The sequence below is a fragment of the Gemmatimonadota bacterium genome, assembly GCA_026706345.1.
In the GTDB taxonomy this organism is placed as follows: domain Bacteria; phylum JAAXHH01; class JAAXHH01; order JAAXHH01; family JAAXHH01; genus JAAXHH01.
On sequence record JAPOYX010000148.1, the window covers coordinates 26,458 to 51,122 of the forward strand.

General features: G+C 60.6%; 19 protein-coding genes and 2 pseudogenes. 19 read left to right on the top strand and 2 right to left on the bottom strand.

Translation table 11 applies throughout. The features are described 5' to 3' along the window. The first annotated feature begins 365 nt into the window (after positions 1–365). The 14 genes from OXG98_09860 (at position 366) to OXG98_09925 (ending at position 17,686) form a co-directional block, all read left to right on the top strand. Positions 366–1,505 carry a site-specific DNA-methyltransferase gene (locus tag OXG98_09860; GenBank protein ID MCY3772309.1) on the top strand — a complete coding sequence of 380 codons (1,140 nt, stop codon included), beginning with the start codon at positions 366–368 and terminating at the stop codon, positions 1,503–1,505. Beyond that, entirely contained in the window at positions 1,502–2,404 is a 903-nt protein-coding gene (locus tag OXG98_09865; protein MCY3772310.1) for a CfrBI family restriction endonuclease, read from the top strand. The genes OXG98_09860 and OXG98_09865 overlap by 4 nt, the downstream gene beginning before the upstream one ends. A 380-nt stretch (positions 2,405–2,784) precedes the next feature. Beyond that, the gene (locus OXG98_09870; protein ID MCY3772311.1) at positions 2,785–7,413 is read left to right on the top strand and encodes a M28 family peptidase; all 4,629 of its coding nucleotides are present in this window, start codon (positions 2,785–2,787) and stop codon (positions 7,411–7,413) included. Next, a complete protein-coding gene (locus OXG98_09875) occupies positions 7,410–8,321 on the top strand; it encodes a sugar phosphate isomerase/epimerase (protein ID MCY3772312.1) in 912 nt (303 codons plus the stop codon). Before OXG98_09870 ends, OXG98_09875 begins: the two co-directional genes overlap by 4 nt. Then, positions 8,318–8,851, top strand: a complete 534-nt coding sequence (gene pyrR, locus OXG98_09880; GenBank protein ID MCY3772313.1) for a bifunctional pyr operon transcriptional regulator/uracil phosphoribosyltransferase PyrR — start codon at positions 8,318–8,320, stop codon at positions 8,849–8,851. Before OXG98_09875 ends, pyrR begins: the two co-directional genes overlap by 4 nt. Next, positions 8,851–9,807 carry an aspartate carbamoyltransferase catalytic subunit gene (locus OXG98_09885; protein MCY3772314.1) on the top strand — a complete coding sequence of 319 codons (957 nt, stop codon included), beginning with the start codon at positions 8,851–8,853 and terminating at the stop codon, positions 9,805–9,807. Before pyrR ends, OXG98_09885 begins: the two co-directional genes overlap by 1 nt. Further along, on the top strand, positions 9,797–11,128 hold the full coding sequence (locus OXG98_09890) for a dihydroorotase (GenBank protein ID MCY3772315.1): 1,332 nt from the start codon (positions 9,797–9,799) through the stop codon (positions 11,126–11,128). Before OXG98_09885 ends, OXG98_09890 begins: the two co-directional genes overlap by 11 nt. A 137-nt stretch (positions 11,129–11,265) precedes the next feature. Further along, on the top strand, positions 11,266–12,462 hold the full coding sequence (locus OXG98_09895; protein MCY3772316.1) for a tetratricopeptide repeat protein: 1,197 nt from the start codon (positions 11,266–11,268) through the stop codon (positions 12,460–12,462). Between the two features lie 343 nt (positions 12,463–12,805). Beyond that, positions 12,806–13,996, top strand: a complete 1,191-nt coding sequence (locus tag OXG98_09900; protein MCY3772317.1) for an alanine--glyoxylate aminotransferase family protein — start codon at positions 12,806–12,808, stop codon at positions 13,994–13,996. Between the two features lie 82 nt (positions 13,997–14,078). Beyond that, the gene (locus OXG98_09905; protein ID MCY3772318.1) at positions 14,079–14,402 is read left to right on the top strand and encodes a cupin domain-containing protein; all 324 of its coding nucleotides are present in this window, start codon (positions 14,079–14,081) and stop codon (positions 14,400–14,402) included. 76 nt (positions 14,403–14,478) lie between these two features. Continuing rightward, complete coding sequence (locus OXG98_09910; protein MCY3772319.1) at positions 14,479–15,228, top strand: creatininase family protein; 750 nt, start codon at positions 14,479–14,481, stop codon at positions 15,226–15,228. Between the two features lie 24 nt (positions 15,229–15,252). Continuing rightward, positions 15,253–15,993 (top strand): amino acid ABC transporter ATP-binding protein, encoded by a 741-nt coding sequence (locus OXG98_09915; protein MCY3772320.1) that lies wholly within the window; start codon positions 15,253–15,255, stop codon positions 15,991–15,993. Next, positions 15,990–16,787 (top strand): amino acid ABC transporter permease, encoded by a 798-nt coding sequence (locus OXG98_09920; GenBank protein MCY3772321.1) that lies wholly within the window; start codon positions 15,990–15,992, stop codon positions 16,785–16,787. Before OXG98_09915 ends, OXG98_09920 begins: the two co-directional genes overlap by 4 nt. After that, the gene (locus OXG98_09925) at positions 16,787–17,686 is read left to right on the top strand and encodes an amino acid ABC transporter permease (GenBank protein ID MCY3772322.1); all 900 of its coding nucleotides are present in this window, start codon (positions 16,787–16,789) and stop codon (positions 17,684–17,686) included. Before OXG98_09920 ends, OXG98_09925 begins: the two co-directional genes overlap by 1 nt. 6 nt (positions 17,687–17,692) lie before the next feature. Here the strand turns inward: OXG98_09925 and OXG98_09930 are convergent, their stop codons facing one another. Further along, the gene (locus OXG98_09930; protein MCY3772323.1) at positions 17,693–19,081 is read right to left on the bottom strand and encodes an FAD-dependent oxidoreductase; all 1,389 of its coding nucleotides are present in this window, start codon (positions 19,079–19,081) and stop codon (positions 17,693–17,695) included. A gap of 209 nt (positions 19,082–19,290) precedes the next feature. Between OXG98_09930 and OXG98_09935 the strand changes: the two are divergent. The 3 genes and pseudogenes from OXG98_09935 to OXG98_09945 all read left to right on the top strand — a co-directional run bounded on the left by OXG98_09935 (position 19,291) and on the right by OXG98_09945 (position 20,244). Next, positions 19,291–19,568: pseudogene (locus OXG98_09935) on the top strand (type II toxin-antitoxin system RelE/ParE family toxin). A 15-nt stretch (positions 19,569–19,583) separates the two neighbouring features. Next, positions 19,584–19,870: pseudogene (locus OXG98_09940) on the top strand (HigA family addiction module antitoxin). A gap of 146 nt (positions 19,871–20,016) precedes the next feature. Continuing rightward, a complete protein-coding gene (locus tag OXG98_09945; GenBank protein ID MCY3772324.1) occupies positions 20,017–20,244 on the top strand; it encodes a type II toxin-antitoxin system HicB family antitoxin in 228 nt (75 codons plus the stop codon). Positions 20,245–20,268: 24 nt separating this feature from the next. Here the strand turns inward: OXG98_09945 and OXG98_09950 are convergent, their stop codons facing one another. After that, positions 20,269–21,168 (bottom strand): succinylglutamate desuccinylase/aspartoacylase family protein, encoded by a 900-nt coding sequence (locus OXG98_09950; GenBank protein ID MCY3772325.1) that lies wholly within the window; start codon positions 21,166–21,168, stop codon positions 20,269–20,271. 226 nt (positions 21,169–21,394) lie between these two features. Between OXG98_09950 and OXG98_09955 the strand changes: the two genes are divergently transcribed. Continuing rightward, positions 21,395–24,040, top strand: a complete 2,646-nt coding sequence (locus OXG98_09955) for a hypothetical protein (protein ID MCY3772326.1) — start codon at positions 21,395–21,397, stop codon at positions 24,038–24,040. A gap of 182 nt (positions 24,041–24,222) precedes the next feature. Beyond that, positions 24,223–24,665 (top strand): PDZ domain-containing protein (locus OXG98_09960; protein MCY3772327.1); only part of this gene is annotated, 443 nt, incomplete at its 3' end.

The following is a 24,665-nucleotide window of genomic DNA, read 5'->3' on the forward strand; positions in this document are numbered from 1 at the left end:
TAGAGTACAACTACCAGTGGGTTCGGTCGATGACTGCTAAGAAACCGTCCTGTTCGAGAGCTTTTATAAACCATTCTGGAATGCAAACTGTTTGATCGAAGGTGTTTTGCCACGAAGGTCGAGGCTCTCCCTGTTCTAACACATCGCGGGTTTCGGCGATATCCAGCGGTGTCACTCTTCCCTCGGACACCTCTCAACCATAAACTACGACAATAGTTAAAGAGCAGTCTGAATCAGAAACTGTCCACAAAGCGGGTAATATCAATCATTAGCAGGTGTTTTTTTATGCTATGATTTCGCTTGTTTTTAGTCAGTTATAATCATAGTATTTTGATTGGTAATCCAAACGTTTAGGAGGAGTTGAAGTGCACGAATTTAATGAGGAACAACCACTCAGAGTCGCTACCGTGCGTGATCTGGTCGCAAGGTGGGTCAAATCACGTTCAGTTGCGGTAAATTTAGGATTGCCGGAATGGGATGACCGCCTAAACCGATGGCGTGTCCCGTTGGTCTCGGAACAAAGTGGATCCGAACCCATTGGTGAGGTGCAAGTCAGTTCTAGCGGGGATATCGCAGGAAGTACCGATCTTAATCTTTGTTTGCAGAGAGAGCGTCTATCTACATCAACAAAGCCCCAGACATATTCGAGATACAAGGGTGTATCGTTCACACCGGTTCCTTCAAAGATTGTATTGGGCGACGCTCGTACAGTCTTAGTTGATTTTCCGCCAAACACCGCACAACTGGTGTTTACTTCGCCTCCCTACTTTAATGCAAAACCTGAATCACACGAAAGTTTAAACTACGAACATTACCTTGATTTTCTCAGAGATGTCTTTAAAAAATGCCACGCCATCTTGTCTGAAGGAAGGTTCTTGGTCGTAAACACCAGTCCCGTGCTTATGAGACGAACGTCAAGGGCGTCTTCAAGCAAACGGCTTCCAATCCCTTATGATCTCCATCCAATCTTAAAAAAAATCGGTTTTGATTTTATCGATGATATTATCTGGGAGAAACCTGAAGGGGCAGGTTGGAACTTGGGACGGGGGCGTCGATTTGCAGCAGACAGACAACCTCTTCAATATAAGGCAGTTAGTGTTACGGAAAACGTAATGGTCTACAGGAAGAAGACAGACAAGCTGATTGACTGGAACATAAGAAACCACCCGTTTCCAGAGGCCGTAAAATCTTCAAGGATTGAGGATGGATATGAACGGACAAATGTTTGGAAATTGCATCCCGCGTCTCATAAACAACATCCTGCCGTGTTTCCAGATGCACTGGCGGAACGAGTTATACGGTATTATTCTTTCAAAGGAGATTTGATCTTGGATCCCTTTGCTGGAACAGGTACAACGGGGCGCGTTGCTGGAGAATTAGGGCGCCGTTTCCTGATGATCGAAAACTCGTCTAAGTATTTTGAAATTCAGGCCAGTGATTCCACTCTGATGCGATTTAAGCCTGATGTATATGACTTTCAATATGACGGTGTGTCGCCTGAATGAATAACAAACTCCCGGCCAATCAAATCCAGATATTCGACCCATTTGCGCCAGAAGGTATCAGGGAAGCAGTCGCAAGGATTCTTGAGGGTCATAACTATCGGTTGTTTTTTGAGGATGTTACTAAGCGTCGTCTGATAGCCGCATATCGAGAGTTAGCTAAGTTTAAAATGGACGACCAGAATGATGATGAAAAATGGAAGGAAGCTATAATCGAAGAGATTACACGCGGGGATGACAAAAACTCGGACAAAAATCTGAAATTCTGGTTATTGGGGTTGACAAAAAAAACTGCTCAGAATCTTGGTGTGAAAAAAGCGGAATATCCACAGTTATTCGATAGAATGATTCATGAAATCCAGTCTCAAAGCTCATATTTGGGAGTCAGAGACAGCGCCTTGCTAGTCTGGGCGGGAGCTGCTACCCTGACAGTGCGGGGTTCACAGAAGGCGAGAGTGGGAAAACTACTAGAAAAAGGTGTCGTTAGAGCAGCCTTGACCATAGTTGGACTAAGCGAGTCCAACGGGGATTTTGTTTTAAACATAATGCCTGACCAAGAAGTAGACAGAGAAACCGATGCGGAGGTAAGGACTAGACGAGGTACCGTTCGAATTGACGTTGCGATGATTGGCGAGGGAAATCCCGAAGTTATCGATGATAAGATATCCAGAGTTGGCCGAAACGGTGTTGTTCTTTTTGACAAACTTTCTCCGAATAGCAACGCTTGGGCAAACGGAGAACGGCAGAATGTTAAGATGATTCAAATGCGCAATTCAGATCCAGTTGAAGAACTTCGATCTCATTTAGGCAAGCTTGGTGTCGGAGTAGTGCCAGATGAGATACCTATAAACGATATAGCTAATAAGGTTTTGGCAATAGATCCCAGTCAGTTCGACTTTTAGTAATCCGCTAGATACGTACTATTGATATGCATGGACATCATCCTCGATATCATAGGTCCGAACCCTCCTGATATTTCACCCCTCTTGTCCCCTATCCTCTGTGTATTACCATGTCCTATCGCCTAGGCCGGTTTTTGCTTGAACCGGCTTTTCAACTTTTTTATATTGCTATGTTCAAGTATGCTACAACTCACTACGCTCGGAATGAATGCGAAATCGACGGCCTCGCGGCGGTTCTGGGCATTCCCATGTTCCCCAGCAAAGACTGACGCGGAGGCGGCGGTTCCGCGCTACTTCCAGCGTACGAAACCGCCGGTTCCGGAATCGGACAGGTGCAGAGGCGGCGGAGTTACGCGACCTCTTATCAGGGATAGACGCTTATGTGGTCGAAGATAAAAACGGGAATCGGGATCGCCATCGCGGTGTTGATGCTGTCCTCGGTCACCATCTTCCATCCCAGGGATATTACCGAGAATATCCTGATGAAGCTGATCTCCCTGCCGGAACCCCAGGAGATTCAGCCCTTCCTGGGCCATGACCGCGACCTCGAGGAGGCCCTGGAGTCGGTCAGCGCGGAGTCGGTCGCGCAGACGGTGCGGACTCTCTCTTCCTATCCTTCCCGGGTGGTGGGCTACGCCGGCGCCGATTCGGCCTACGAATACATCAGGGATCAGTTCGAAGAGATCGGCCTGCAGGACATCCGCACCGAGACCTTCCCCGTCACGGTACCCATCGACAAGGGATCGAAGCTTACGGTTCTGGAAACGGGCGAAGAGATCCCGCTGCACGCCCTCTGGCCCAATCTCGTACGCACGCCCACCACGCCCCGCGAAGGACTTTCCGGTCCGATCGTCTACGGCGGCAAAGGGGAATTCGGCGACTTCAACGGGTACGACATGCAGGGCAGCATCGTACTCATGGACTTCGATTCGCAGGACCGTTTCGTCAACGCCCGGATGCTCGGCGCCGACGCCATCATCTTCTTCGACAACGGACGGGTGACCCGGAGCGAGGCGGAGCTCAAATTCATGGGTCTTCCGCTCAACGTGCCCCGCTACTGGGTCGATAAGGATCACGTGCCCGGCCTCCTGGCCCTGGCTGAATCCGGGACGAGCCGGGTGAACGTTCAGGCCCGGATGGAATGGGAGGTCGTGGAAGGGAAGAACATCTTCGGATGGATACCCGGCCTCGACGAGGAAATGCCGAATGTCAGAGACGAGACCCGCACGAAGTGGAAGGACTACACGATCGTCATCGAGTCCTTCTACGACGCCATGTCGGTGGTCCCGGGCCTGGCGCCGGGCGCCGAAAGCGCCACGGGGGTCGCCGCGCTGCTCGAGGTCGCCCGGGCGGTCAAGCGTTACAACCCGAAGTACTCCGTGGTCATCCTGGCCACTTCCGCCCACTTCATGGGACTGGAAGGCGCGCACAACTGGCTGTACCGGCACGGCAGGGCCAGCGGCCACTTCATGTCGAAGATCCCCGAGGAGGATAAGATCGATTTCGACATGTTCTTCGGCCTCGATCTCTCCAGTCACGAATCACGCGTGGGCAGTTTCGCCTTCGGCACCTTCGACAACGCCGCCTGGGCGACCAACCATTACATCAAGAACATCTTCGCGCCCTATTCCAGGAAGTTCGCGGGCTACATCCAGGAAGCCTTCGGGGCCGGCGCCGATTCGGCCCGGTACGTCAACGCCATCGTGCCGCCGCAGCGGACCTGGAAGGACTTCATGCCCGTCAAGCTGGGCCTGGACAGCGAAGCCGTCACCTACTTCGGCAAGAAGGGCATGTCCTTCGTTACGCCCAACGGGACGCGGGGACTGGTGGACACGCCCAACGACGTGTTCGAATCGGTCGACATCGCCAATATCACCGAGCAGGCGCGGTCGCTCGCGGTCATGCTGGCCCGGGCCACCACGGACGGCGAACTCTTCGAAGAGACCAAGCTCAAGATTCAGGACACGGCCCATGACATGACGGGAACGGTCTACGAATTCGACCGGGACGTCAACTTCTTCGTGCCCAAGAAGCCCATCCCCGGCGCGCTGGTCACCTATTACAAGAGCTTGACCAACACGGGCGTGCGCGGCATCCTGATCAACAAGGCCGATTCCCTCGGACGCTTCGCCTTCCGTCCGCTGAAACAGCAGAAAGGGCCGATAAAGCTGCGGTCGTACGCCCTGGACGAGGACGGTGAAATCATCTACGCGCCGGACCTGGGACAGGAGGGGGACAAGACCTTCCCCCTGGACGCGGCCAGCGGTGCAAACGAAAACACCACGCTGCAGATCGTGTTCCGGGCCCGGGCCCTCGACGTGTACGAGATCATCGACTCCCGGTACCTCACCGCGCTGGATAAGCTGACTGTCCTGGCGCAGAATGACGCCGAACCCCAGTGGTACGGCCACAGCTACGTCGAGAAGCAAAGCGGTGCGGAAGGCCGCACCGTACCCGCGGCCGTCGTCTTCGCCAAGCCGGGCCAGCGCCTCAAGCTGCTCATGAGCACCAGCCTCTTCGGCGTCAAATACCTGCTGACCAACGCGCCGGACACCTTCCTGAAAAACCCCGTCGAGCCGGGCGAAGTGACCCTGGAACTCCTGGAGGAGGCCCAGGGCCAGGGGTACCTGGTCGACCAGGGGCTCATCGTCAATCCGTCCTACCAAGGTACCCGGGACATGTGGGTCGTCGACGACGTCCGGCTCAAGCAGCTCGCGCGCTTCGGCGTGGAGAACCAGCGCATCGAGCAACTCCACGAACAGGCGCGCGTCACCCTCCTCGAGGCGGAAGAGCACCTGGCGAACCGGGAATACGACGCCTTCATCTCCAAGTCGCGGGAGGCCTGGGGCCTGGAAGCGCGGGGTTACCCGGAAGTCAAGTCCACGGCGGACGACACCGTCAAGGGCGTGATCTTCTACTTCATCCTGCTCATCCCCTTCTCCTTCTTCATGGAACGACTGGTCTTCGGGTTTCCGACGATCAACAAGCGGATCTTCGGATTCGCCGCTTTCTTCATCGCGATTTTCCTCGTGCTGCAGCAGGTCCACCCCGCCTTCAAGCTCAGCACGTCGCCCTACGTCATCTTCCTGGCCTTCGTCATCTTCGCGCTGGGGACGACCGTGCTCATCATCGTCCTGTCCAAGTTCAACCAGGAAGTGCAGAAGATCAAGCGGGCGCAGACCGGCATGCACGAGGCCGACATCGGCCGGCTGAGCGCCACGGCCGTCGCCCTGTCGCTGGGCGTTTCCAACCTGCGCAAGCGGAAGATCCGCACGGCCCTCACGGCGGCGACCATCACGCTGCTGACCTTTACCGTGCTGTCCTTTACGTCCATCACGACGTCGCTCCGGTACTACAAGCTGGAGCGGTACAACGAACCAACCTACGAAGGGACGCTGGTCCGCGATCGCAACTGGAAAGGACTGCAGCCCTCCGTCTACGACTATCTCAAGAGCACCTTCCAGGACAAGGCCACGCTGATTCCCCGGGCCTGGTACATGTCCCAGGTCAAGGGCGAAAAGGGGTTCTTCTCCTTCTCGTCGCCCCGGTCGTCCCATGAAAGCTACGTGAACAGCATCCTGGGCCTGACGCCGGACGAGCCCAGGGCGACGCGCCTCGATGAATATCTCCTGGGCGGGAGATGGTTCCTGCCCGGCGAAAGGAACGCGGCCATACTGCCCGACGACGTAGCCGCGGTGGTGGGCATCAAACCGGAAGACGCCGGTTCCGCCTACATCAACATGTTCGGCATGAAGCTGCAGGTCGTGGGCGTGGTCGATTCCCGCCGGTTCAACCAGCTCAAGGACCTGGACGACGAGAAGCTCACACCGGTCGACCTGGTCCAGGAAAAGGGCAAGATCGCGCAGCGTATCGGCGAGGACCCGCGCCTGCAGGCCGAATCGCCGCCCGAAGCCTTCATACACCTCGAATCCAATAATGTCATGATCCTGCCGTTCGAGACGGTCATGGACCTCGACGGGAAGATGTATTCGGTCGCCATCACGGACTTCGTGGACGGGGCCGGGCAGCCGAACCCCGACTTCGACCGCGATATCGAGGACTTCCTGTCGCGGGTCGCCATGACCATGTTCGTGGGGAAAGACGGTACCGTCAACGTCTACAGTTCCATCGGTTCCACCTCCATCGGCGGGATAGGCAACTTCCTCATCCCCATTCTCGTCGCCGCCATGATCGTGCTGAATACCATGATGGGAGCGGTGCACGAACGCTTCCGGGAGATCGGCGTCTACAGTTCGGTCGGTCTGGCGCCGAGCCACATCGCGGCCTTGTTCCTGGCGGAATCTTCGGTCTTCGCCACCGTGGGCGCCGTGCTGGGTTACCTGGGAGGGCAGACCATCACCCTGGTGCTTTCGAATTATGACGTGCTCGCGGGCCTGTCGCTGAACTATTCCTCCCTTTCGGCCGTCTGGTCGGTCGTCGTGGTCATGGCCACGGTGTTCCTTTCGACGGCCTATCCCGCCAAGAAGGCGGCGGACATGGCCGTGCCGGACGTGGGGCGGGAGTGGAAATTCCCCGAACCCGACGGGGACGACTGGAGTTTCGACTTCCCCTTCACCATCGGCAGCGTCGAGGTGCTGGGCATGTATGCCTATCTCACCCGGGTCTTCGAATCCTACGAGGAGGGTTCCCTGGGCGCCTTCGTCACGGAGAACGTCCAGTTGTCCGCCCAGGAGACCCCGTCGGGCCATCCCATGTATCACATTTCGATGATGACCTGGCTCGCCCCGTACGACCTGGGCATCAGCCAACGGGTCTCCCTCAGCGCCGCGCCGGCCGAAAATGAAAGAGACCTCTACGCCGTGTGGGTGGACATCCACCGCGAGAGCGGCGACGTGGCGTCCTGGCAGCGCATCAACCGGCGGTTCCTGAGCGTGCTGCGCAAACGCTTCCTGGTCTGGCGCACCCTCCCGCAGGATCTCAAGAACGAATACGCCGCGACCGGCCGGGAAACGACGGAAAGGATGCAAGAAGCGGGACAACCCGTATGAAGTTCGCCTTCTGCAACGAGATGTTCCGGGACGTGCCTCTCCGGCATATCTTTCGCACCGCCGCGGAAATCGGATACGACGGCGTGGAGATCGCCCCGTTTACGGTAGCGCGGTCGGTGAACGAGGTCGGTCCCGACGCCAGGAAGGCGATCCGCGACGACGCGGCGGAAGCCGGTATCGAAATCACCGGGCTGCACTGGCTCCTGCTCAGCCCGGAAGGTCTCTACCTGAACCACCCCGACGACGGCATCCGGTACTGCACCAGGCTCTATCTCTGCGACCTGATCAGATTCTGCGGCGACATCGGGGGCCGGTTCATGGTGGCCGGGTCTCCGAAGCAGCGCAACGTGCTGCCGGACCAGTCCTACGAGGCGACCTGGGACCGGACCCGCCAGGCATACGTGGATTGTCTGCCCGCGGCAGAGGAACACGGCGTCACGATCTGCCTCGAGCCCCTGGACAGCGCCCAGACCAATTTCATCTTAACCCCCGCCGAAGCCGCGCGGATGGTCCGGGAGATCGATCATCCCAATTTTCGCCTGATCATCGACGTGCGGGCGACCCTCTGCCAGGGCCTGGACGTGGCGGAGGCCATCCACGCGCACAGGGATATTACGGCCTACATCCATTTCAACAACGCCGACGGCGACGGGCCTGGGTTCGGAGATACCGATTTCACGCCCATTCTGCGGGCGCTGCGGGATTCGGGATACGAAGGATACGGTTCGGTGGAGGTTTTCGACTATGCCGCAGGCGCGGAGCACATCGCCAGAAAGAGCCTGGAAACGCTCCGGACGGCCTGGGCGGCTGTGAGTGCGCCGGGCGGCGAGGCGGCGATGACAGGCGCGTCGGATGACGGTGCGGCCGGAGCGTCACGGGACAAGGCGAAAGAGGAGGCGGCCGGGTGAAGCAGCAGGTCCTCGACAGGGAAGGCATCGCCAGGGCGGTGTCCCGCATCGCCCACCAGATCCTGGAGCGCAACAAGGGCGCGTCCGGGATCGTCATCGTCGGCATCCAGCGGCGGGGCGACTGGCTGGCGCGCCGGTTGGCCGAGGCCTTGCGGGAGGCGGAGGACACCGCCGTGCCCGTGGGCGTGCTGGACATCAACCTGTACCGCGACGACCTCCAGGGCCGCGCGGAGTACCCCGTCGTCCGTACCACCGACATACCCTTCGACATCGAGGGACGTACCGTCATCCTGGTCGACGACGTCCTGTACACGGGCCGCACCATCCGGGCCGCGCTGGACGAGTTGAAGGATTTCGGCCGGGCCAGGCGGATCGAGCTCGCCGTGCTGATCAACCGGGAGGGACGGGAACTGCCGATCCAGGCGGATTATGTCGGGGAGCACATCGAAGTCGGCCCCGGCAGGACGGTGGTCGTCCACGTGCGTGAACTCGACCGGACGGATGACGTTTCGGTAGAGGAGGTGGTGTGATGGGTGAAGCCCGCCTCCACGCGCTGCGCCACCGGCACCTGATCGGTCTCGAGGACTTCTCGCGCGAGGAAATCCGACTGATCCTGGATACGGCGGACTCCTTCAAGGAAGTGATCCGGCGCCCCATACGGAAGGTCCCCGCATTACGTGGAAAGAATGTCGTCAACCTCTTCTTCGAATCGAGCACCCGCACGCGGCTGTCCTTCGAACTGGCCGAGAAGCAGCTCTCCGCGGATACGCTGAATTTCGCATCCACCGGCAGCAGTGTGTCCAAGGGAGAGACCCTCGGCGATACGGCCCGCAACATCGAGGCCATGCAGGTGGACTGCGTGGTGGTGCGTCATTCGGCGGCGGGCGTTCCCCTGTTCCTTTCCCAGTGCCTGTCGAATGCCGTCGTCATCAACGCCGGCGACGGCGCCCACGAACATCCGACCCAGGGCCTGCTCGACCTGCTGACCATGCGGGACGCGCTGGGCGATCTGGAGGGCCTTAAGGTCGCGCTCATCGGCGACATCGCCCACAGCCGGGTGGCGCGCTCCAACATATGGGGACTTCAGAAAATGGGCGCGAACGTGGCCGTCTGCGGCCCGCCCACGCTGATCCCCGTCTACGTCGAAGAGATGGGCGTGGAGGTCTGCTACCGGGTCGAGGACGCCCTCCGCGACGCCGACGTGGTCTACGCCCTGAGGATACAGCTGGAAAGACAACGGGAAGCCTTCTTCCCTTCCCTGCGCGAATACACGCGGCTCTTCGGAATCGATCCGGAACGCCTCGAACTCGCCCGGCCCGGCGCCATCGTGATGCATCCCGGTCCCATCAACCGCGGCGTGGAACTCGACTCCCGCGTGGCGGACAGCGGACGGTCCGTCATTCTCGACCAGGTAACCAACGGGGTGGCCGTTCGCATGGCGGTCCTCTATCTCCTCAACGGCGGGGGTGAGCGCGATGCGGCCTGACGGACGGGTTACATCGGGCGGCGCGACCGGAGGCGCCGGGCTCGTGGTGATCCGCAACGGACACATCGTCGATCCCGCCTCCGGCCGTGAAGAGACCGGCGATCTCTGGTTTCGTGACGGCAGGATCATCGATCGCCCCTCCGATGACGAGGCGAAAGGGGCCACCGTCATCGATGCGGCCGGTCTGTTTGTTCTGCCGGGCCTGGTCGATATGCACGCCCACCTCTGCGAGCCTGGCTACGAGTACAGGGAGACCCTGGAAAGCGGGGCGGCGGCGGCGGCGGCCGGCGGTGTCACCGGCGTGGCGTGCATGCCGGATACCGAACCGGACATGGACGATGCCCCCACGGTGAGATTCGTACGGGCGCGGGCGGCGGATGCCCCGGTACATATCTACCCCATCGCCGCGGTCACGGCCGCTCGCGGGGGCGAGCGCCTGACCGAGATAGGCGAGCTTGCCGAGGCCGGCGCCGTCGCGCTTTCCGACGCCGACCGGACCATCAGGAATCCGGCCATCCTGCGGCGGGCCCTCGAATACAGCCGCATGTTCGACCTGCCCGTCATCGTGCACTGTGAAGATCCGTCGCTCTCCGCCGGCGGCCTCATGCACGAGGGGCGCCACGCGACCCGGTTGGGTCTGAAGGGCATCCCGTCCATCGCGGAGGAAACCATCGCCGCGCGGGACATCATGCTGGCGGAATGGACGGAGGGACGGTTGCATATTACCCACGTGAGCACGGCCGTGTCTGTGGAACTCATCCGGGCGGCCAAGCAGCGGGGCGTCCGCGTGACCGCCGATGTCAGCCCCCCTCACCTGGCGCTGACCGCCGAAGCGCTCTCTTCGTACGATACCCATCTCAAACTCAATCCGCCCCTGAGAAGCCGGGCTGACGTGGAGGCGCTTCGGGAGGGCCTCGCGGACGGAACCATCGACGCCATCGCATCGGATCACACGCCGCGGTCCGTGGACGAGAAGAACACGGAGTTTCAGGAAGCGCTGCCCGGCGCCGCCGGTCTCGAGACCATGCTGTCCGTCGTGTACACCGAGTTGATCGCGCCGGGCCTGCTGACCCTGAGCGACGCGGTGCGGAACATGTCGACGGCCCCCGGCGGGATACTGGGCACGGAAGGCGGCAGCCTGGCGGCCGGCAGTCCGGCGGACCTTACCATCTTTGATCCGGATGGAACCTGGACCGTGGATCCCGCGTCCTTCAAGTCAAAGTCCGGTAACACGCCCTTCGCCGGCCGTGCGCTAAAGGGAAACGTAACCATGACCGTCGTTGGCGGCCGGATAGTCCACCAGCGCGACGCCGCCGAATGATCTTGACCCGGTGGGCCAAATCATGTATTTTTCGAAGACTGTCTGTTCTGGATACACCGGACATTACCATTAGAAACGCATACCCGTGACGGGCCTTGACGATGTGCCGTCGGCGCATCTGTCGAAAGGAGTTTGTGATGTTTTTAAGGAAGGTTTCCTTCTGCTTGTTGCTCGCCCTGGGCTTCGCCGTGCTGATACCCATCGCGGCCGACGCGCAGAAAATCGAGCTTCGTTCCGCGAAGATTTACATCCGGGAAACACCGCCGCAGTGGGACAAGGCCCTGGTTCTGCTCGAGACCGCCCTCGAAAAGGATCCGGGCAACAACGACGCCCACTATCTGCTCGGGCTCATTCATTACTACAAGGGTGATTTCGACCTGATGTTCAAGAACTGGGAATCTCTGACCATCGACGATCTGGACAGGAAGGACAAGGACCAGTACCAAAAGACCCTGAACTCCATGATCCGCACGAACTACCAGGTGGGCCAGCAGAGCTATGAAAAAGGCGAATACACGGAAGCCGCCGATTTCTACAGCCGTTCGGTGAACGCAACCTCGATGTTGCAGGTTGCGTTGCGTTCCACGGGCAAGAAAAACGATGCCAAGACCGCCGATGAACTGGAACCTGCCAAACAGCAGGGTTACCTTTACTGGGGTTATGCCCATCTGGGCGCCGAGGATTACGAAGGCGCGAGGGTCCCCCTGGAATCGCTCCTCGAAATCGATCCGGACAAGTTCGAAGCCTGGGACGGCCTGATCAGCGTGTACTATACCAGTGAAGACTGGGACAAACTGATCGCGGCCTGCAACAAGGTCATCGAATTGTCGGAAGAGGTCGATCTCAACACCTACCTCATTCTTCGCAATGCCTATTTCGGCATGGCCGACACGGTCAGTGTCATCGCGACATACGAGAGGGCGATGGAAGCGTATCCGGAAGAAAAGTCGCTGTACCGGGACGTAATGTCCATCCACGACGGCAAGGGGAACTACGACAAAGCGATCGACGTGCTCGAAAGAGGACACTCCGCGCTTCCCGAAGATATCGACCTGCTGCGGTATCTTGGAACCACTTACTACAACAAGGGGTTGTCCCATCGGGACGCCGAGGAAGTCGAAGCCGCCTCGACGGCGTTTCAAGGTGCCGTGGACAGCATGAACAAGCTGCTGGCGCTGCAACCGAACAGTATCGATGGCCACGACATACTCAGCGACGCCTATTTCGGACTGGACAGCATCGAAACGGACGAGGCCAAGAAGGCAGAATACGCCGCCAAAGGGCAGGAACACCAGCGGAAGAAACTGGACCTGATCATGGGAGCAGGAATGTAATTCCGGCGTTGGCCGCCGGTAGTGATAAAGCCGGTTGAACACCGGGTTTTAAGAGGATTCCGCGCTTACCGGGGATCCTCTTTTGCTTTGTCCTAATTGATTGACACCCCAGGGGCTACCTTCTATACTACCGTTGCCTTTTTGCACCTGTCCTTTATCTAATAGCCCACCGGATCTTCATGCAATTCACCTTTCGAGTACGGGTGCCTGTCATGCGGTCCAATTCGCTGGCTTTATTAGAGCAATTCCAAGCCGCGATGTCGATGCTCTGCCAGGGATTCAGGCCCTATGGCGGACGACGGACAGAATCCGAGGAGGCTACGCACCGAAGGGAACTCCCCCAATGACCGCATCTCCCGGTTCATTCTCGCCCCTTGACCCGGGTCGGCGCATCCTTATGGGACCCGGCCCGAGCGATATGCACCCGAGGGTCTACCAGGCCATGGGCGCTCCGCTTACGGGGCACCTCGATCCCTATTTCATCGGGGTCATGGATGATACCAAGGCCCTGCTTCGATACGTATTCCAGACTGAAAACGATCTGACGCTGGCGATCTCCGCCACCGGTTCCGCCGGCATGGAGACCTGTATCTGCAATCTCGTCGAGCCGGGTGACGAAGTGCTCGTATGCGTGGGCGGGGTATTCGGGGACCGCATGGCCCAGATGGTCGAACGGCACGGCGGCAGGCTGATCCGCCTGGAGGGCAATCCGGGAAGGCCCTTCACGCCGGATCAGGTACGGCAGGCACTGACCGGTTGCCGACCCAAGCTCGTGGGCCTGGTACACGCCGAGACGTCCACGGGCGTGCTGCAACCCCTCGAGGAGATCATCCGGGTCGTCCATGAACACGAGACCCTCGTCCTGGTCGACACCGTGGCGTCCCTGGGTGGAACGCCCGTCAAAGTCGACGAATGGGGCATCGACGTCTGCTATACCGGCAGCCAGAAATGCCTGAGCGCCCCGCCGGGCCTGGCGCCCGTCACGCTGAACGAACGGGCGTGCGCGGCCATTTCCGCGCGTAAGACGCCGGTTGACAGCTGGTACCTCGACCTTGCCCTGATCAACGCGTACTGGGATGGGGACCGGGTCTATCACCATACCGCGCCTGTGAGCCTGATCTATGCGTTGCGGGAAGCGCTCGTCCTCATTCACGAGGAGGGCCTCGCGGACGGCCACGCGCGGCACGCTCTCAACTACGAGGCGTTCAGGGCCGGCATCGACGCCATGGGGCTCGGGTTCTTCGTCGACGCGCCGCACCGCGCCCCGACCATCAACCCCGTCCTGGCCCCGGAGGGTGTCGACGAAGCCGGCGTACGCCGGCGCCTCCTCGAAGACTACGGAATCGAACTCGGAGGCGGTCTCGGCCCATTGAAAGGCAAAGCCTGGCGCGTGGGTCTCATGGGACAGTCCTCGCAGAAAGATCATGTCATCTTATGCCTGGGCGCCCTTGAACAGACGCTGCGGGCGGAAGGACACGAAGTCGCGCAAAGCGGCGTGGCGGCGGCGAGTGCCGTATACGCCGGTTCGTCATAGGGCGGATCGCTTCGTCATAGCGCGCATCGCGTGGCAGCAATTCATCATCACCGGGCATCCTGCCGCATAGCTGGAGGAGCATATGTATTTCGTCGAAGAAGACAACATGTCGAGAAAATCGATCGCACCCGGCGTAAGCATCGCCGTGGCGGGGGGCGACCGGGCCCAGATGTCTTTCGTGACGCTCACGCCGGGATCGCAGGTGCCCATGCACGACCATCCCCACGAACAGATGGGTGTCGTCCTGGAAGGTGAATTCGTCATGGTCATCGGGGAAGAGAGCAGGACCATTAAAACGGGCGACAAGTACGTTATTCCCGGCGGGGTTCGACACGGCGTGACCGAGGTCATGGTCAAGTCCGTCGCCCTGGACATATTCAGTCCGCCCCGCGAGGATTACGCTTAAACGGGAAAGACCGCATCCGCGCCGATCGACCAGCGAGACCCGGCGCGGTCGACAGCCAACCAGTCAGGAGTGATTCATGTCCGATGCCCTACCCCACGATCGTCCCGTACAGCTCTGGAAAATGACCCGCAGGCAGTTCCGCGAGGGGATCTACGCCGGCAACCTCAAGGGCGCGATCATCCCCACGGGCAGTACGGAACAGCATAACGAGCACCTGGAGATGTCCCACGACACCGCCAGCGCCGTGCACGTGTCCGAACGCGCCGCGCAGGCGCTCTATCCCGAGGTCGTGGTCACCACGCCGCTGGCCATCGGCGTGTCGGAGCACTGGATGGACCACAGAGGGACGCTGACGACCCGGCCCGAGATCTTCACGGAGCTTCTCTACGACGTGGCCGACAGCATGAAAAGGGGCGGGATCAACCATATCCTGGCCGTCAACGGCCATGCCGGGAACGCCGGTCCCGTCAACGCCGTGCTGGAGGATATCCAGTCCCGCCTGGGCGTCGATTTCGCCTTCTGCAGCTACTGGGAAGCGTATACTCCGGAAGTCGTGCGGAAATATATGGAATCGAATAACTGCCCCGGCCACGCCAGCGAGTTCGAGACGTCTTTCGCCTACGCGGCCTTCCCCGGGCACGTCCACTGGGAAGGCGTCGACTATGATTCGGCGAGGCTGACCATATCCGAGGCCGACCGGGCCGCCCAGGACCGGGAATTCCACCACGAGGCCAAACTCGCCGACGCCGTGAAGGGGCAGGGCATGATCGAGGTGGCGGTCGACTGGGTCGCGGCCAGGATGAAGGCGATGATCGAGGGCACCTGATCCGTGTCTGGCGATACCCAATCCATTATCGCGTTTGAAAACGTAAGCAAGTGGTTCGGTACGTTCCAGGTGCTGAGAGCGGTCGATCTGAGCATCCGGGAAGGCGAGTGCATCGTAATCTGCGGTCCGTCCGGATCGGGCAAGTCCACGCTGATACGCTGCATCAACCGGCTGGAAACCCACGACCAGGGCGCGGTTCGGGTCCACGGTGTCTCGCTGGGACCGGGCGAGCGGCTCCCCCGCGAACTGCGCGGCAGGATCGGCATGGTCTTCCAGAGCTTCAACCTGTTCCCCCACATGACGGTCCTGCGCAACCTCGCCCTCGCCCCCATGCGCAATCTCGGGATGGATAAGGAAAAGGCGGAAGAAACCGCCCTCGCCTATCTCGAGCGCGTGCACATCGGGGACCAGGCCGAAAAGTACCCCGACCAGCTCTCCGGCGGCCAGCAGCAGCGCGTGGCGATCGCCCGGGCGCTGTGCATGCAGCCGGATATCCTGCTCTTCGACGAGCCCACGTCCTCCCTCGACCCGGAGATGATCCGGGAGGTCCTCGACGTGATCTACGAGCTCACGGACGACGGCATCACCATGGTCTGCGTGACCCACGAAATGGGTTTCGCCCGCAAGGTATCCGACCGGGTCGTCTTCATGGATCACGGCGAGATCGTCGAAAGCGCCGCGCCGGACGCGTTCTTCGACGCGCCACGGGAAGAGCGAACGCGGGCCTTCCTCAACCAGATCCTCCACTACGAGGCTTCGGCGTGATCAGCCTATTCCGCAGGCCGTGGGTCAGGCGTGTCCTGTCGAACTGGATCCAGCCGGCGGCCATTGCCGGCATCCTCGTCTTCGCGGTCATGCGCGGCGCCGAAAACATCAACTACCGGTGGCAGTGGTACCGCGTGGACGACTTCCTGTTCACGACCGAAAACGGCGCCTGGTCCGCAGGGCCCCTGGTCCAGGGCCTCTTCGTCACCCTCGAAATATCCGCCCTGAGCCTCTTCCTGACCCTCGTCATCGGACTCTCGACCGCGCTCCTGCGGCTTTCTTCTTCCGTGATCGGACGCGGACTCGCCCGCGGGTACCTGGAGCTGATTCGCAACACCCCCCTGTTGATCCAGCTCTACGTGATGTACTTCGTCCTCGGTCCCATTCTCGGCTGGGGACAGACCACGACGGCGATCGCGTGCCTGGCCGTGTTCCAGGGCGCCTACACGTCGGAGATCTTCCGGGCCGGCCTTGCCGCCATCCCCCGGGGGCAGGTCGAAGCGGGCGAGAGCCTGGGATTGTCGCGCGTCGACAACTACCGGTACGTCATCCTGCCCCAGGTGCTCCGCAACATGCTGCCGCCGCTAACCAACGAGGCGGTATCGCTCGTGAAGAACTCCTCCATCGTCAGCGTCATCGCCATCTTCGACTTGACCACGCAGGGCCGGAACCTCATCGCGGACACCTTTCTGACTTTCGAGATCTGGCTCACCGTGGCCGCGGTCTATCTGGCCGTGACCCTGGTCCTTTCCACCGCCGCGGCCATGGCCGAACGGAGCAGGGCGGGCACGTAATGTCAATACCCGATCGCGGGAAGAGAAGATTCCGGCCGACCCGGCTGGACGGGATACTGCTGGTTGGATTGGTTCTGGCGGCCGGCTGGCTGTGGTACCGCTCGGCCATTGGCGTGGCGTACCGCTGGGACTGGCCCCAGGCGCTTTCGACCGTATTCGCGTCCGGGGAAGCCGGCGAGACGCCCTTTTTCCTGACGGGGATATACGCGACCCTGCGGCTGAGCGCCTGGGGAGCGGTGCTGGCTACCATCCTGGGCGTCTTGATCGGCGTGGGAAGATACTCCGGCGTGCGCACCCTGCGGATGTTCTGCGGGACCTACATCCAGATCCTCCGCAACATCCCGCCCCTGGTGTTCATCTTCATCTTCTACTTCTTCATCAGCAGCCAGCTTATGCCCCTGCTCGGACTGGACGCCCTGTTCAACCGGCCCGCGGAAGAAGCGTCGGGATGGCAGCGTTTCCTCTTCGGTCCGCCGGCGCTCTGGGAGAATCTGATCTCCGGCGTGCTGTGCATATCCTTCATCAGCGCGGCGTACATCGCGGAAGTCGTCCGAGCCGGCCTGGCCGCCATCCCCCGGGGACAGTGGGAAGCCGGGGAAAGCCTGGGCATACCGGTCCTGGACCGTTACCGCTACGTCATCTTTCCCCAGGCGCTGGCGCGCATCGCCTCGCCACTGGCGGGCCAGTACATTTCCCTGGTGAAGGACTCTTCCATCGTCTCGCTCATCTCCGTCCAGGAACTGACCTTCGTCGGCTCGGAGATCGCCAATTCGAGCGGGCTGCTTTTCGAGGTGTGGCTGCTGGTGGCCTTCGTGTACTTCCTCCTCTGCCTGTCCCTGTCCGTCCTGCTGAGGCGGGTGGAACGGCGCGTGACCCGGCACTTTCACCAGTTTGCGTAGGATGGCTCAGCGGCGCCGGTTCTCCGCGTCGATTCCGCCGCGGAGCGGGTCGAAGACCTTCTTCACCGTTTCAAACTGGTGCTCCACGCTTGAAGGCCTTCCCAGCAACCGGTCGCTGACTATACGCGCCGCCACCGTGGCGTAAGCATTGCCCCGGCCCGTGAAACCGGCGACGATGTGGACGCCGGGCGTTTCCGTCTCGCCGACGAAGGGGCTGCTGTCGTAGGAGAATCCCATGACGCCGCCCCAGCGGTGGGTGCGGCCGAGACCGGCAAGGTAGGGGAAGATGCCGTTGAACGCCCGGTCGTTCGACCTCTGGACCGCCCGCGTAGGCTGTTCCTTGTATCCCCTGTACGTCCTGATCGGCCGGCCCCTGCGCCGGATAAAGTGAAACCCCCTTTCGGCGCGGACGTGGTGATTCCGCCCGCCGCCGAAGAGCAGCCGGCCGCCTTCGCCGGGTCCGTCGTGCAACTGCCGCCAGAAATCCCAGCCATCGTTGGCGTAGAAGACCCCGTTGAACAGGCGCTCTGTGGCGGGCTCCGTCGTGAAAACCTGTCCCCGGTGGGGGATGATGCGTCTTTCATATCGGGCATCGAGCTGGGGCGTGTAGGCGTTCATGCCCAGCAGCACGTGCTGCGTCCTGATCCGTCCGCCTGGGGTGTGGACCAGGAGACCTCCGGGCTTTGAAACCACCGCGCCGCGGCCATTCCGGATCGATCCACCACCGAACCGCTCGACTCCGTTAACCGGCGTATACTCGAAGAACCGGACGCCCAGTCCGCTTGCGGCGCTGGCGAGACCGCGCACGTACTTGACCGGGTGGAGTTCCCCGTCGAACCGGTTCCACAGGGCGCCGGCGAGCAGGGGGCTGCGCTTGAGGTCGTAGAGTCTGTCCTCGTCCAGATACTCCACCTCGAAACCATCCTCCCGGAGGAGGTTGTACGATTGGATGATCCGTTCCAGGGGGTCCGCGTGAGAACCGCGGTCCGGCCGCTTCATCGCCACCACGTAGCTGCCGTGCCGGTAGTAGTCGCACTGTATGTCGTACTTCTTCATGAGACCGGCCATGAGATCATGGTTCTCAAGGGCGATCGTCCACGCCTCCCGCGCCATGTCCCTGCCGTCCGTTCCGTACAGATCCGTCAATTCCTCCACGGCCTCGACATAGTACTCGTGGGTCCCCGCCAGCATGAACCCCCCGTTGCGGCCCGTCGCGCCCGAAGCGATCTCGCGGCGTTCAAGCACCGCCACGCGCGCGCCGCCTTCGGCCAGGAACAGGGCGCCGGTCACCCCCGTCACGCCGCCGCCGATAACGACGACGTCCACGTCCAGGTCCCCGGACAGGGGATCCGAGGGCGTGTAGGGCATGTCCAGCCAGTAGGAATCACGGATCATGGGCTGCTTTCTGAGTCACGAATATCGCTTCAGCGAATGATCATTGTAGGATAAACCAGACAGATTATTGACGAGGTTTTCAGAGCGTTCTCCGACTGTTAAAGGATACGAATGCGAAGTCCTCTGCGTCAAGGAACACGTACACTCCCGGCCAATTCATTCTGACAGGATCGGCATTGACATAGTACATCTAACCCAACTACGTTCTGGTGATTCGATCTTTTCGGCACCGTGGTCTCAAACGGATATATGATTCTGGACTTGCAAGAGGAGTCCGTGCTGACTTTGTGAGAAAGATTACACTTATCCTGTCGGACCTAGATGCTGCCATTAAACCGTCCGATCTCGATCTACCAGGGTATCGACTTCATCCACTGAAGGCAGTTTGAGGGAGTTCTGGAGCGTATCTGTTTCTGCAAACTGGAGGATCATTTTTCGATTTGAAAAGGAAAACGTCCATGATGTCGATCTGGTCGACTACCACTAGAAAGGGGCAGATGATATGGCCATGAACAATCCGTCGCATCCCGGTCACAGCATAAGCCAGAACTGCCTGAACCCATTTGGCCTGAACGTCACCGAGGCGGCACGGATTCTTGATGTCTCTCGTCACACGCTTTCACGTCTGCTGAATGGCCTTCAGCTGTCTCAGCCGAAATGGCGATTCGGCTGGAGAAGGCAGGATGGTCCAATGCCGAATTCTGGCTTCGTCGCCAGGCCAACTTTAATCTGGCACAGGCACGCAGGAACGAAGACCAGATCAGGGTCGAACGTTATATGCCCGGATAGGACTTCTCTCAATTCACGACTAAGCAACCGATTGTTGTGGACGAACTAATCGCCGTAGTCTGAGACGCTCTCTCGCGTTCCGAAGAAGACAAGACTTCCAATCTGTCCGGATGGTTAGAAGTTGACACAACCAAGGAGTCGCTCAAATGACCAGGAGCGCGAAGTACATCAAAATCGTCGAGTGGTCGGATGAAGACGGATGCTTCATCGGCTACTGTCCAGGTATCATTGGACCGTGTTGTCACGGTGACGAAGAAACCGAAGTTTACCGCGAGCTTTGCCAGATTGTCGACGAGTGGCTTGAGATCGCACAGAAAGAAAACAAGGAATTGCCTCCCCCGACTACAGGGCGAGATCTGATCCGTACTGGTTGACCGGGGAAAGGCGTCAATCCTGTATCACACCTCCAGGACGGCCGCCAGGGTTTCCCCTTCGTGCACGCGGTTGAAGGTCCGCAGGACCAGCACGTGGCCGGACTGCGTGGACACGATTTCCTCTCTGCGCTCGCCCAGCAGGTCGGTAACCACCCCGAAGACTTCTCCCGGCTCGATGCGGTCCATCAGTTCCACCCAGGGCTCGAAGAACCCGGAAAACGGTGAAGGGTAGTTCAACTGGATATGGCCGGCGCCCTCCCGGTCGTCCTCCACCGTATGCCGGATCCGCGACGGCGGCTGGGCGCGCTCGATCATGCCCAGCACGCCCAGGACGTTCAGGCAGCCTTCGTAGTACTGATCTACACCTTCGGGATCGCAGTCTCCGGCTCCCATCCATTCCGAGTAGATCGCGGGGATGCGGGCGTCGCGGGCTATGGACAGCGTGCGACCGTCGTGACCCGCGTACGTACCCCAGACGACCGGCATGTTGAAGGCCCGCGCCATCTCCCGCTGTTTCTCCAGCACCCCGGTTTCGGGATGCAGCATGTATCCCACGGTCGGGTAGAACCGGGAAACCAGGCCCCCGCTGTGCAGGTCGATCAGGTAGTCGGCCTCCCGGATAAGGGCGCTTGCCGCGAATGCGACGCGCTCGGTGACGGTGCCGTCTTCCCTCCCCGGACAGGTCCGCGCGAGGTCCAGGCCGTCCTCCGCGGTCCGCTGGCCGCGCCAGTACGCCGCCTCGTTCACGACGGGCACCAGGGTGACGCTTCCCGACAGATCATCGGAATCCAGGGCCTCCTTCAGGCGCCGGATAGCCCACATGGATTCGAATTCGTCCCCGTGTATCCCTCCGAGTATGAGCAGGTTCGGGCCGGGCGCTTTCCCTTTTATTGTTACGGACTTCAGCGTGACGGGGCCTGACATGGGATTCTCCTTGACGTATATTCCCTGATAGCCGGTTTCCTGCCGACAACAGCGTTCCCGGAGCGGTCTGTAGCAGGACCGATGAATAGCAGACCGATGAAGATCCGAACTCGGCGCCATGGGCATTGGGTGGAAACTCGCCCGCAACTGCGCGCAGGAATATACCGGCTCGGTTGGTTCGGATCAAGCAATGCAAACCGTACGAAGCAGATGAAAGAAAGATGTCATGATCTCGATACCCGTCGAGTTTGTTCATGATGCCTCGCGGAGACCGATGCGATGGCCCGTGACCCGGGGCGTCCCCATACCCGAAGGCCTGCTTCTCGCCACGGATGGGCTTGGCATCGTGCGTCCCGACGGCGCCCGTATTCCCACCCAGTGCCGGGTTCTCGGTCGCTGGCCGGACGGATCGGTGAAGTGGGCGCTCGTGGATTTCCAGGCGGATCCCGTTTCGTCGGGCAGGGCGGTCTATACCCTTACGGGTAAAACGACCGGGGAGGCGAGCAACCTTCCAGCGCCGCCGCCCGTCAGGACCGTTCGTATCGAAGAAACGGACCAGGACCTTCACGTGGACACGGGTGCCCTGTGTTTCAGGATAAGCCGCCGCCGGTACGGACTCTTCCATTCCGTGTCGCTCGTCCACGCGACGCATGGAACGACCGCCCGGGCGCATCCGTCTCCCGGCCAGGACGGCGATGCCTGGGCACGGATAAGGGAGGGCGCTTCCGACGGGGAGCTGAAACGCCGGTTGTACGGTCCGGGCGGCATGTGCCGGGCATCGCTGGCCGAAGACTCCTATACCGTGACTGTCGAAGAGCAGGGCCCGTTGCGCGTCGTCATCCGGATGGAGAGCGCCCTGGAAGCCGACATTCCCATGCACCATTACGCCGGGTACAGGCCCGTGCGTTGCATCACGCGGATCCACGCCTACGCCGGCCACGCCTTTGTCCGGATTCTGCAGACCCACGTTTTTACCTGCAATCCGCGGGAAGCGGAAATCGAAGACCTTGCCCTGAACGTCCCTGCCATTTGCGTTGCTCCCGAAGCTGGCTCCGGATCCGGCCTTGGCTACGCCTTCGGACTGAATGGAGTCGAGGCCGGAACGCTCGAAGTGGATGAGCTGCTGAAAATCGCCCAGAAGAGAGACAACGCGGTGCAGATATCCCGCGTTGGGCCGGGGGTTGAAACAGGGGTCGCGGCGGGCGAAGCCTGCGAAGGGTGGGCGACACTCGAGGATGGGATATCCGGGGTAGGCGTCGCCTGCCGGAACATGGCCGAGGAGCACCCACGGGCCATCGAAGTTGCCGGTGACGGCCGGATAACGGTGTACGCGCGGCACGACCCGGACGGCAGCCGCCTTTCCCTGGCACGGTACGCCGAAGAGGTCGCCTGGCACGAGGGTGAAGGGGCGTATGCCGACGGGACGGGCATCGCGAAGACCACCGAGTTCTTCGTGCATTACTTCGAGGGAGAGCAGCGCGACAATGCGATTGAATCGCTCCGATGCGCCCTGTCCCAACCCCATCTATCGGTTTCACCCGAGTGGATGGCCCGATGCGAGGTCGCGGGGGGATTCGCGGTCCCGACCTGCCTGGAAGCTGGCGATCAGGATGGTCCAGCGGCCGCGGACGCAGGCGGCCAGGCGGACACGGTAACCGAAAAGAACCAGGAAGTGGCGGCTTCTCTGGAGATCCTGCCGGCCGCGGACCGCATGCTGACGGGATTCGCGGACTGGATCGCACGCAACATCCGGATCGGACGCTGGTACGGGTTCCTGGACTACGGCGACGTCCTCGTAGACTGGGACGACGAGGAGAACGACTGGAAACACCGCGGGCGGTGGGGCTGGTGCAACAGCGAATGGGATCCCCGCCACGCCGTCTGGATACAGTACCTGCGCACGGGCGATCCGCGGTACTACGTGCTGGCCGAGGCCATGACCCGGCACTCCATGGACGTGGACACGTGCCACTGGCATCCCTTCCGGCCCTACATGGCCGGCGGCTGCTACCGCCACGGAGTCGACCATTTCAGCGACGAGCCCTGTGCTTCCCATACCTTCATCGACAACTGGATGGACTACTATTACCTGACCGGTGACGGCAGGGCCCTGGAAGTCCTGCGCGAAGCGGGCGCGTTCTTCCTGAGGTACAGGTGGACCGAAGACCCGGCATTCAGCTTCAGCCTGCGATCCATCGCCAATGTGTTGCGCGGACTGCTCTACGTCTACGAGGCCACCGGCGAGGACCGCTTCCTGCGTCGCGCGGAGGAGGTATACACCGTTGTCGCCCGGGGCCAGAACGAGGACGGGAGCTGGCACAAGCGGTTCCAGGTCTCGACACCGGACAGGCTTCCGGAGCAGCTTCCATACGGCATGGCGACGGAAGGCACTACGCTGGCGGTCGAAACGGGAACGGCCGCGCCGTTCACCGACGACGAGTTCAATACGCTCGGCGGATCTTTTTCAAGGATGATCCGCGACCTGCCGTACGAGGAGCAGAAGGGCTACCAGACTCACTACCTGATGATCGGACTGGAATTGATGCACCGGATGACCGGCCGGAGCGACGTGGCCGAGACTTACCGCCGGGGCGTGGACTGGTTCTGCGGCTTTCCGGACACCTTTTCGTCCGACCGTCCTCTGCAGGAGCACTACGGCGGCATCCTCTGCCGGCACCTGGGCTACGCGCACCGCCTGACCGGCGACGACTGCTACATTAAAACGGGCCTGAAGATCCTGGAACTGCTCATCGACTCGCAGGACTGGAGCGACGATCCCCGGAAGCGCGGCTCCATCGGCATGAGCCCCATGCACCTGAGCCTGTTGCTCTTCGGAGTGCCGAGCTTCCTTGCGGTGCTGCGGACCGATTAAAGGCGCTGGCGTCATTATGGGCCGAATGGACTCGCATTGCCGGTACTCTCCTTGACGCCTGCGATTCAACGGCACTTCTTGGGTAAAGCCCCGTCCTGCCCGGTATACATTTATACCCTGTATTTCGATTGTCGATCATCCGGCCGATCTTATTCAGAGATCATATCTCGGGATGGCATTGGTTGAAATCGCTTATCTACCGATACCTGATACTGAGTACGCTGATCATGTTGTTGTGCCTGCACATCGGCATGGTTACCTGGTCGACGATTCGACTGGCCAAGATCGACCGCTGGTCGTCCGGCATCCAGCTTCGGGGGAGTGAGACGATATCTACGGGAGGATCGTCGAAAGGTGCGGTCAGCCGTCTTCACGAAGGCACCTGGTTACAACTCTTTTTTATACAGTGGGCAGGAGGTTTTATCGTCGAACGCGTCACGCCCGACAGCCCCGCCGATCAAGCGGGTCTGCGGGCAGGCGACAAACTCTTATCTATCAACGGCATGGATCTGGAATTGAATCCTTCCTCCTACTTTCAGGCGCACTCGGAGAACAGACCCCGGGCCCGCCTCCACCGCACACGCACTCGGGAGGGCCGGCTACCCCCCAGCATCCACACGCTCGC

Excerpts from the sequence above, each read along its gene's own strand:
- OXG98_09905 (MCY3772318.1), top strand. The coding sequence starts at position 14,079 with ATGTATTTCGTCGAAGAAGACAACATGTCGAGAAAATCGATCGCACCC.
- OXG98_09925 (MCY3772322.1), top strand. The coding sequence starts at position 16,787 with ATGTCAATACCCGATCGCGGGAAGAGAAGATTCCGGCCGACCCGGCTG.
- OXG98_09930 (MCY3772323.1), bottom strand. The coding sequence starts at position 19,081 with ATGATCCGTGATTCCTACTGGCTGGACATGCCCTACACGCCCTCGGAT.
- OXG98_09870 (MCY3772311.1), top strand. The coding sequence starts at position 2,785 with ATGTGGTCGAAGATAAAAACGGGAATCGGGATCGCCATCGCGGTGTTG.
- OXG98_09955 (MCY3772326.1), top strand. The coding sequence starts at position 21,395 with ATGATCTCGATACCCGTCGAGTTTGTTCATGATGCCTCGCGGAGACCG.
- OXG98_09890 (MCY3772315.1), top strand. The coding sequence starts at position 9,797 with ATGCGGCCTGACGGACGGGTTACATCGGGCGGCGCGACCGGAGGCGCC.
- OXG98_09885 (MCY3772314.1), top strand. The coding sequence starts at position 8,851 with ATGGGTGAAGCCCGCCTCCACGCGCTGCGCCACCGGCACCTGATCGGT.
- OXG98_09875 (MCY3772312.1), top strand. The coding sequence starts at position 7,410 with ATGAAGTTCGCCTTCTGCAACGAGATGTTCCGGGACGTGCCTCTCCGG.
- OXG98_09910 (MCY3772319.1), top strand. The coding sequence starts at position 14,479 with ATGTCCGATGCCCTACCCCACGATCGTCCCGTACAGCTCTGGAAAATG.
- OXG98_09950 (MCY3772325.1), bottom strand. The coding sequence starts at position 21,168 with ATGTCAGGCCCCGTCACGCTGAAGTCCGTAACAATAAAAGGGAAAGCG.
- OXG98_09865 (MCY3772310.1), top strand. The coding sequence starts at position 1,502 with ATGAATAACAAACTCCCGGCCAATCAAATCCAGATATTCGACCCATTT.
- OXG98_09895 (MCY3772316.1), top strand. The coding sequence starts at position 11,266 with ATGTTTTTAAGGAAGGTTTCCTTCTGCTTGTTGCTCGCCCTGGGCTTC.
- OXG98_09945 (MCY3772324.1), top strand. The coding sequence starts at position 20,017 with ATGACCAGGAGCGCGAAGTACATCAAAATCGTCGAGTGGTCGGATGAA.
- OXG98_09900 (MCY3772317.1), top strand. The coding sequence starts at position 12,806 with ATGACCGCATCTCCCGGTTCATTCTCGCCCCTTGACCCGGGTCGGCGC.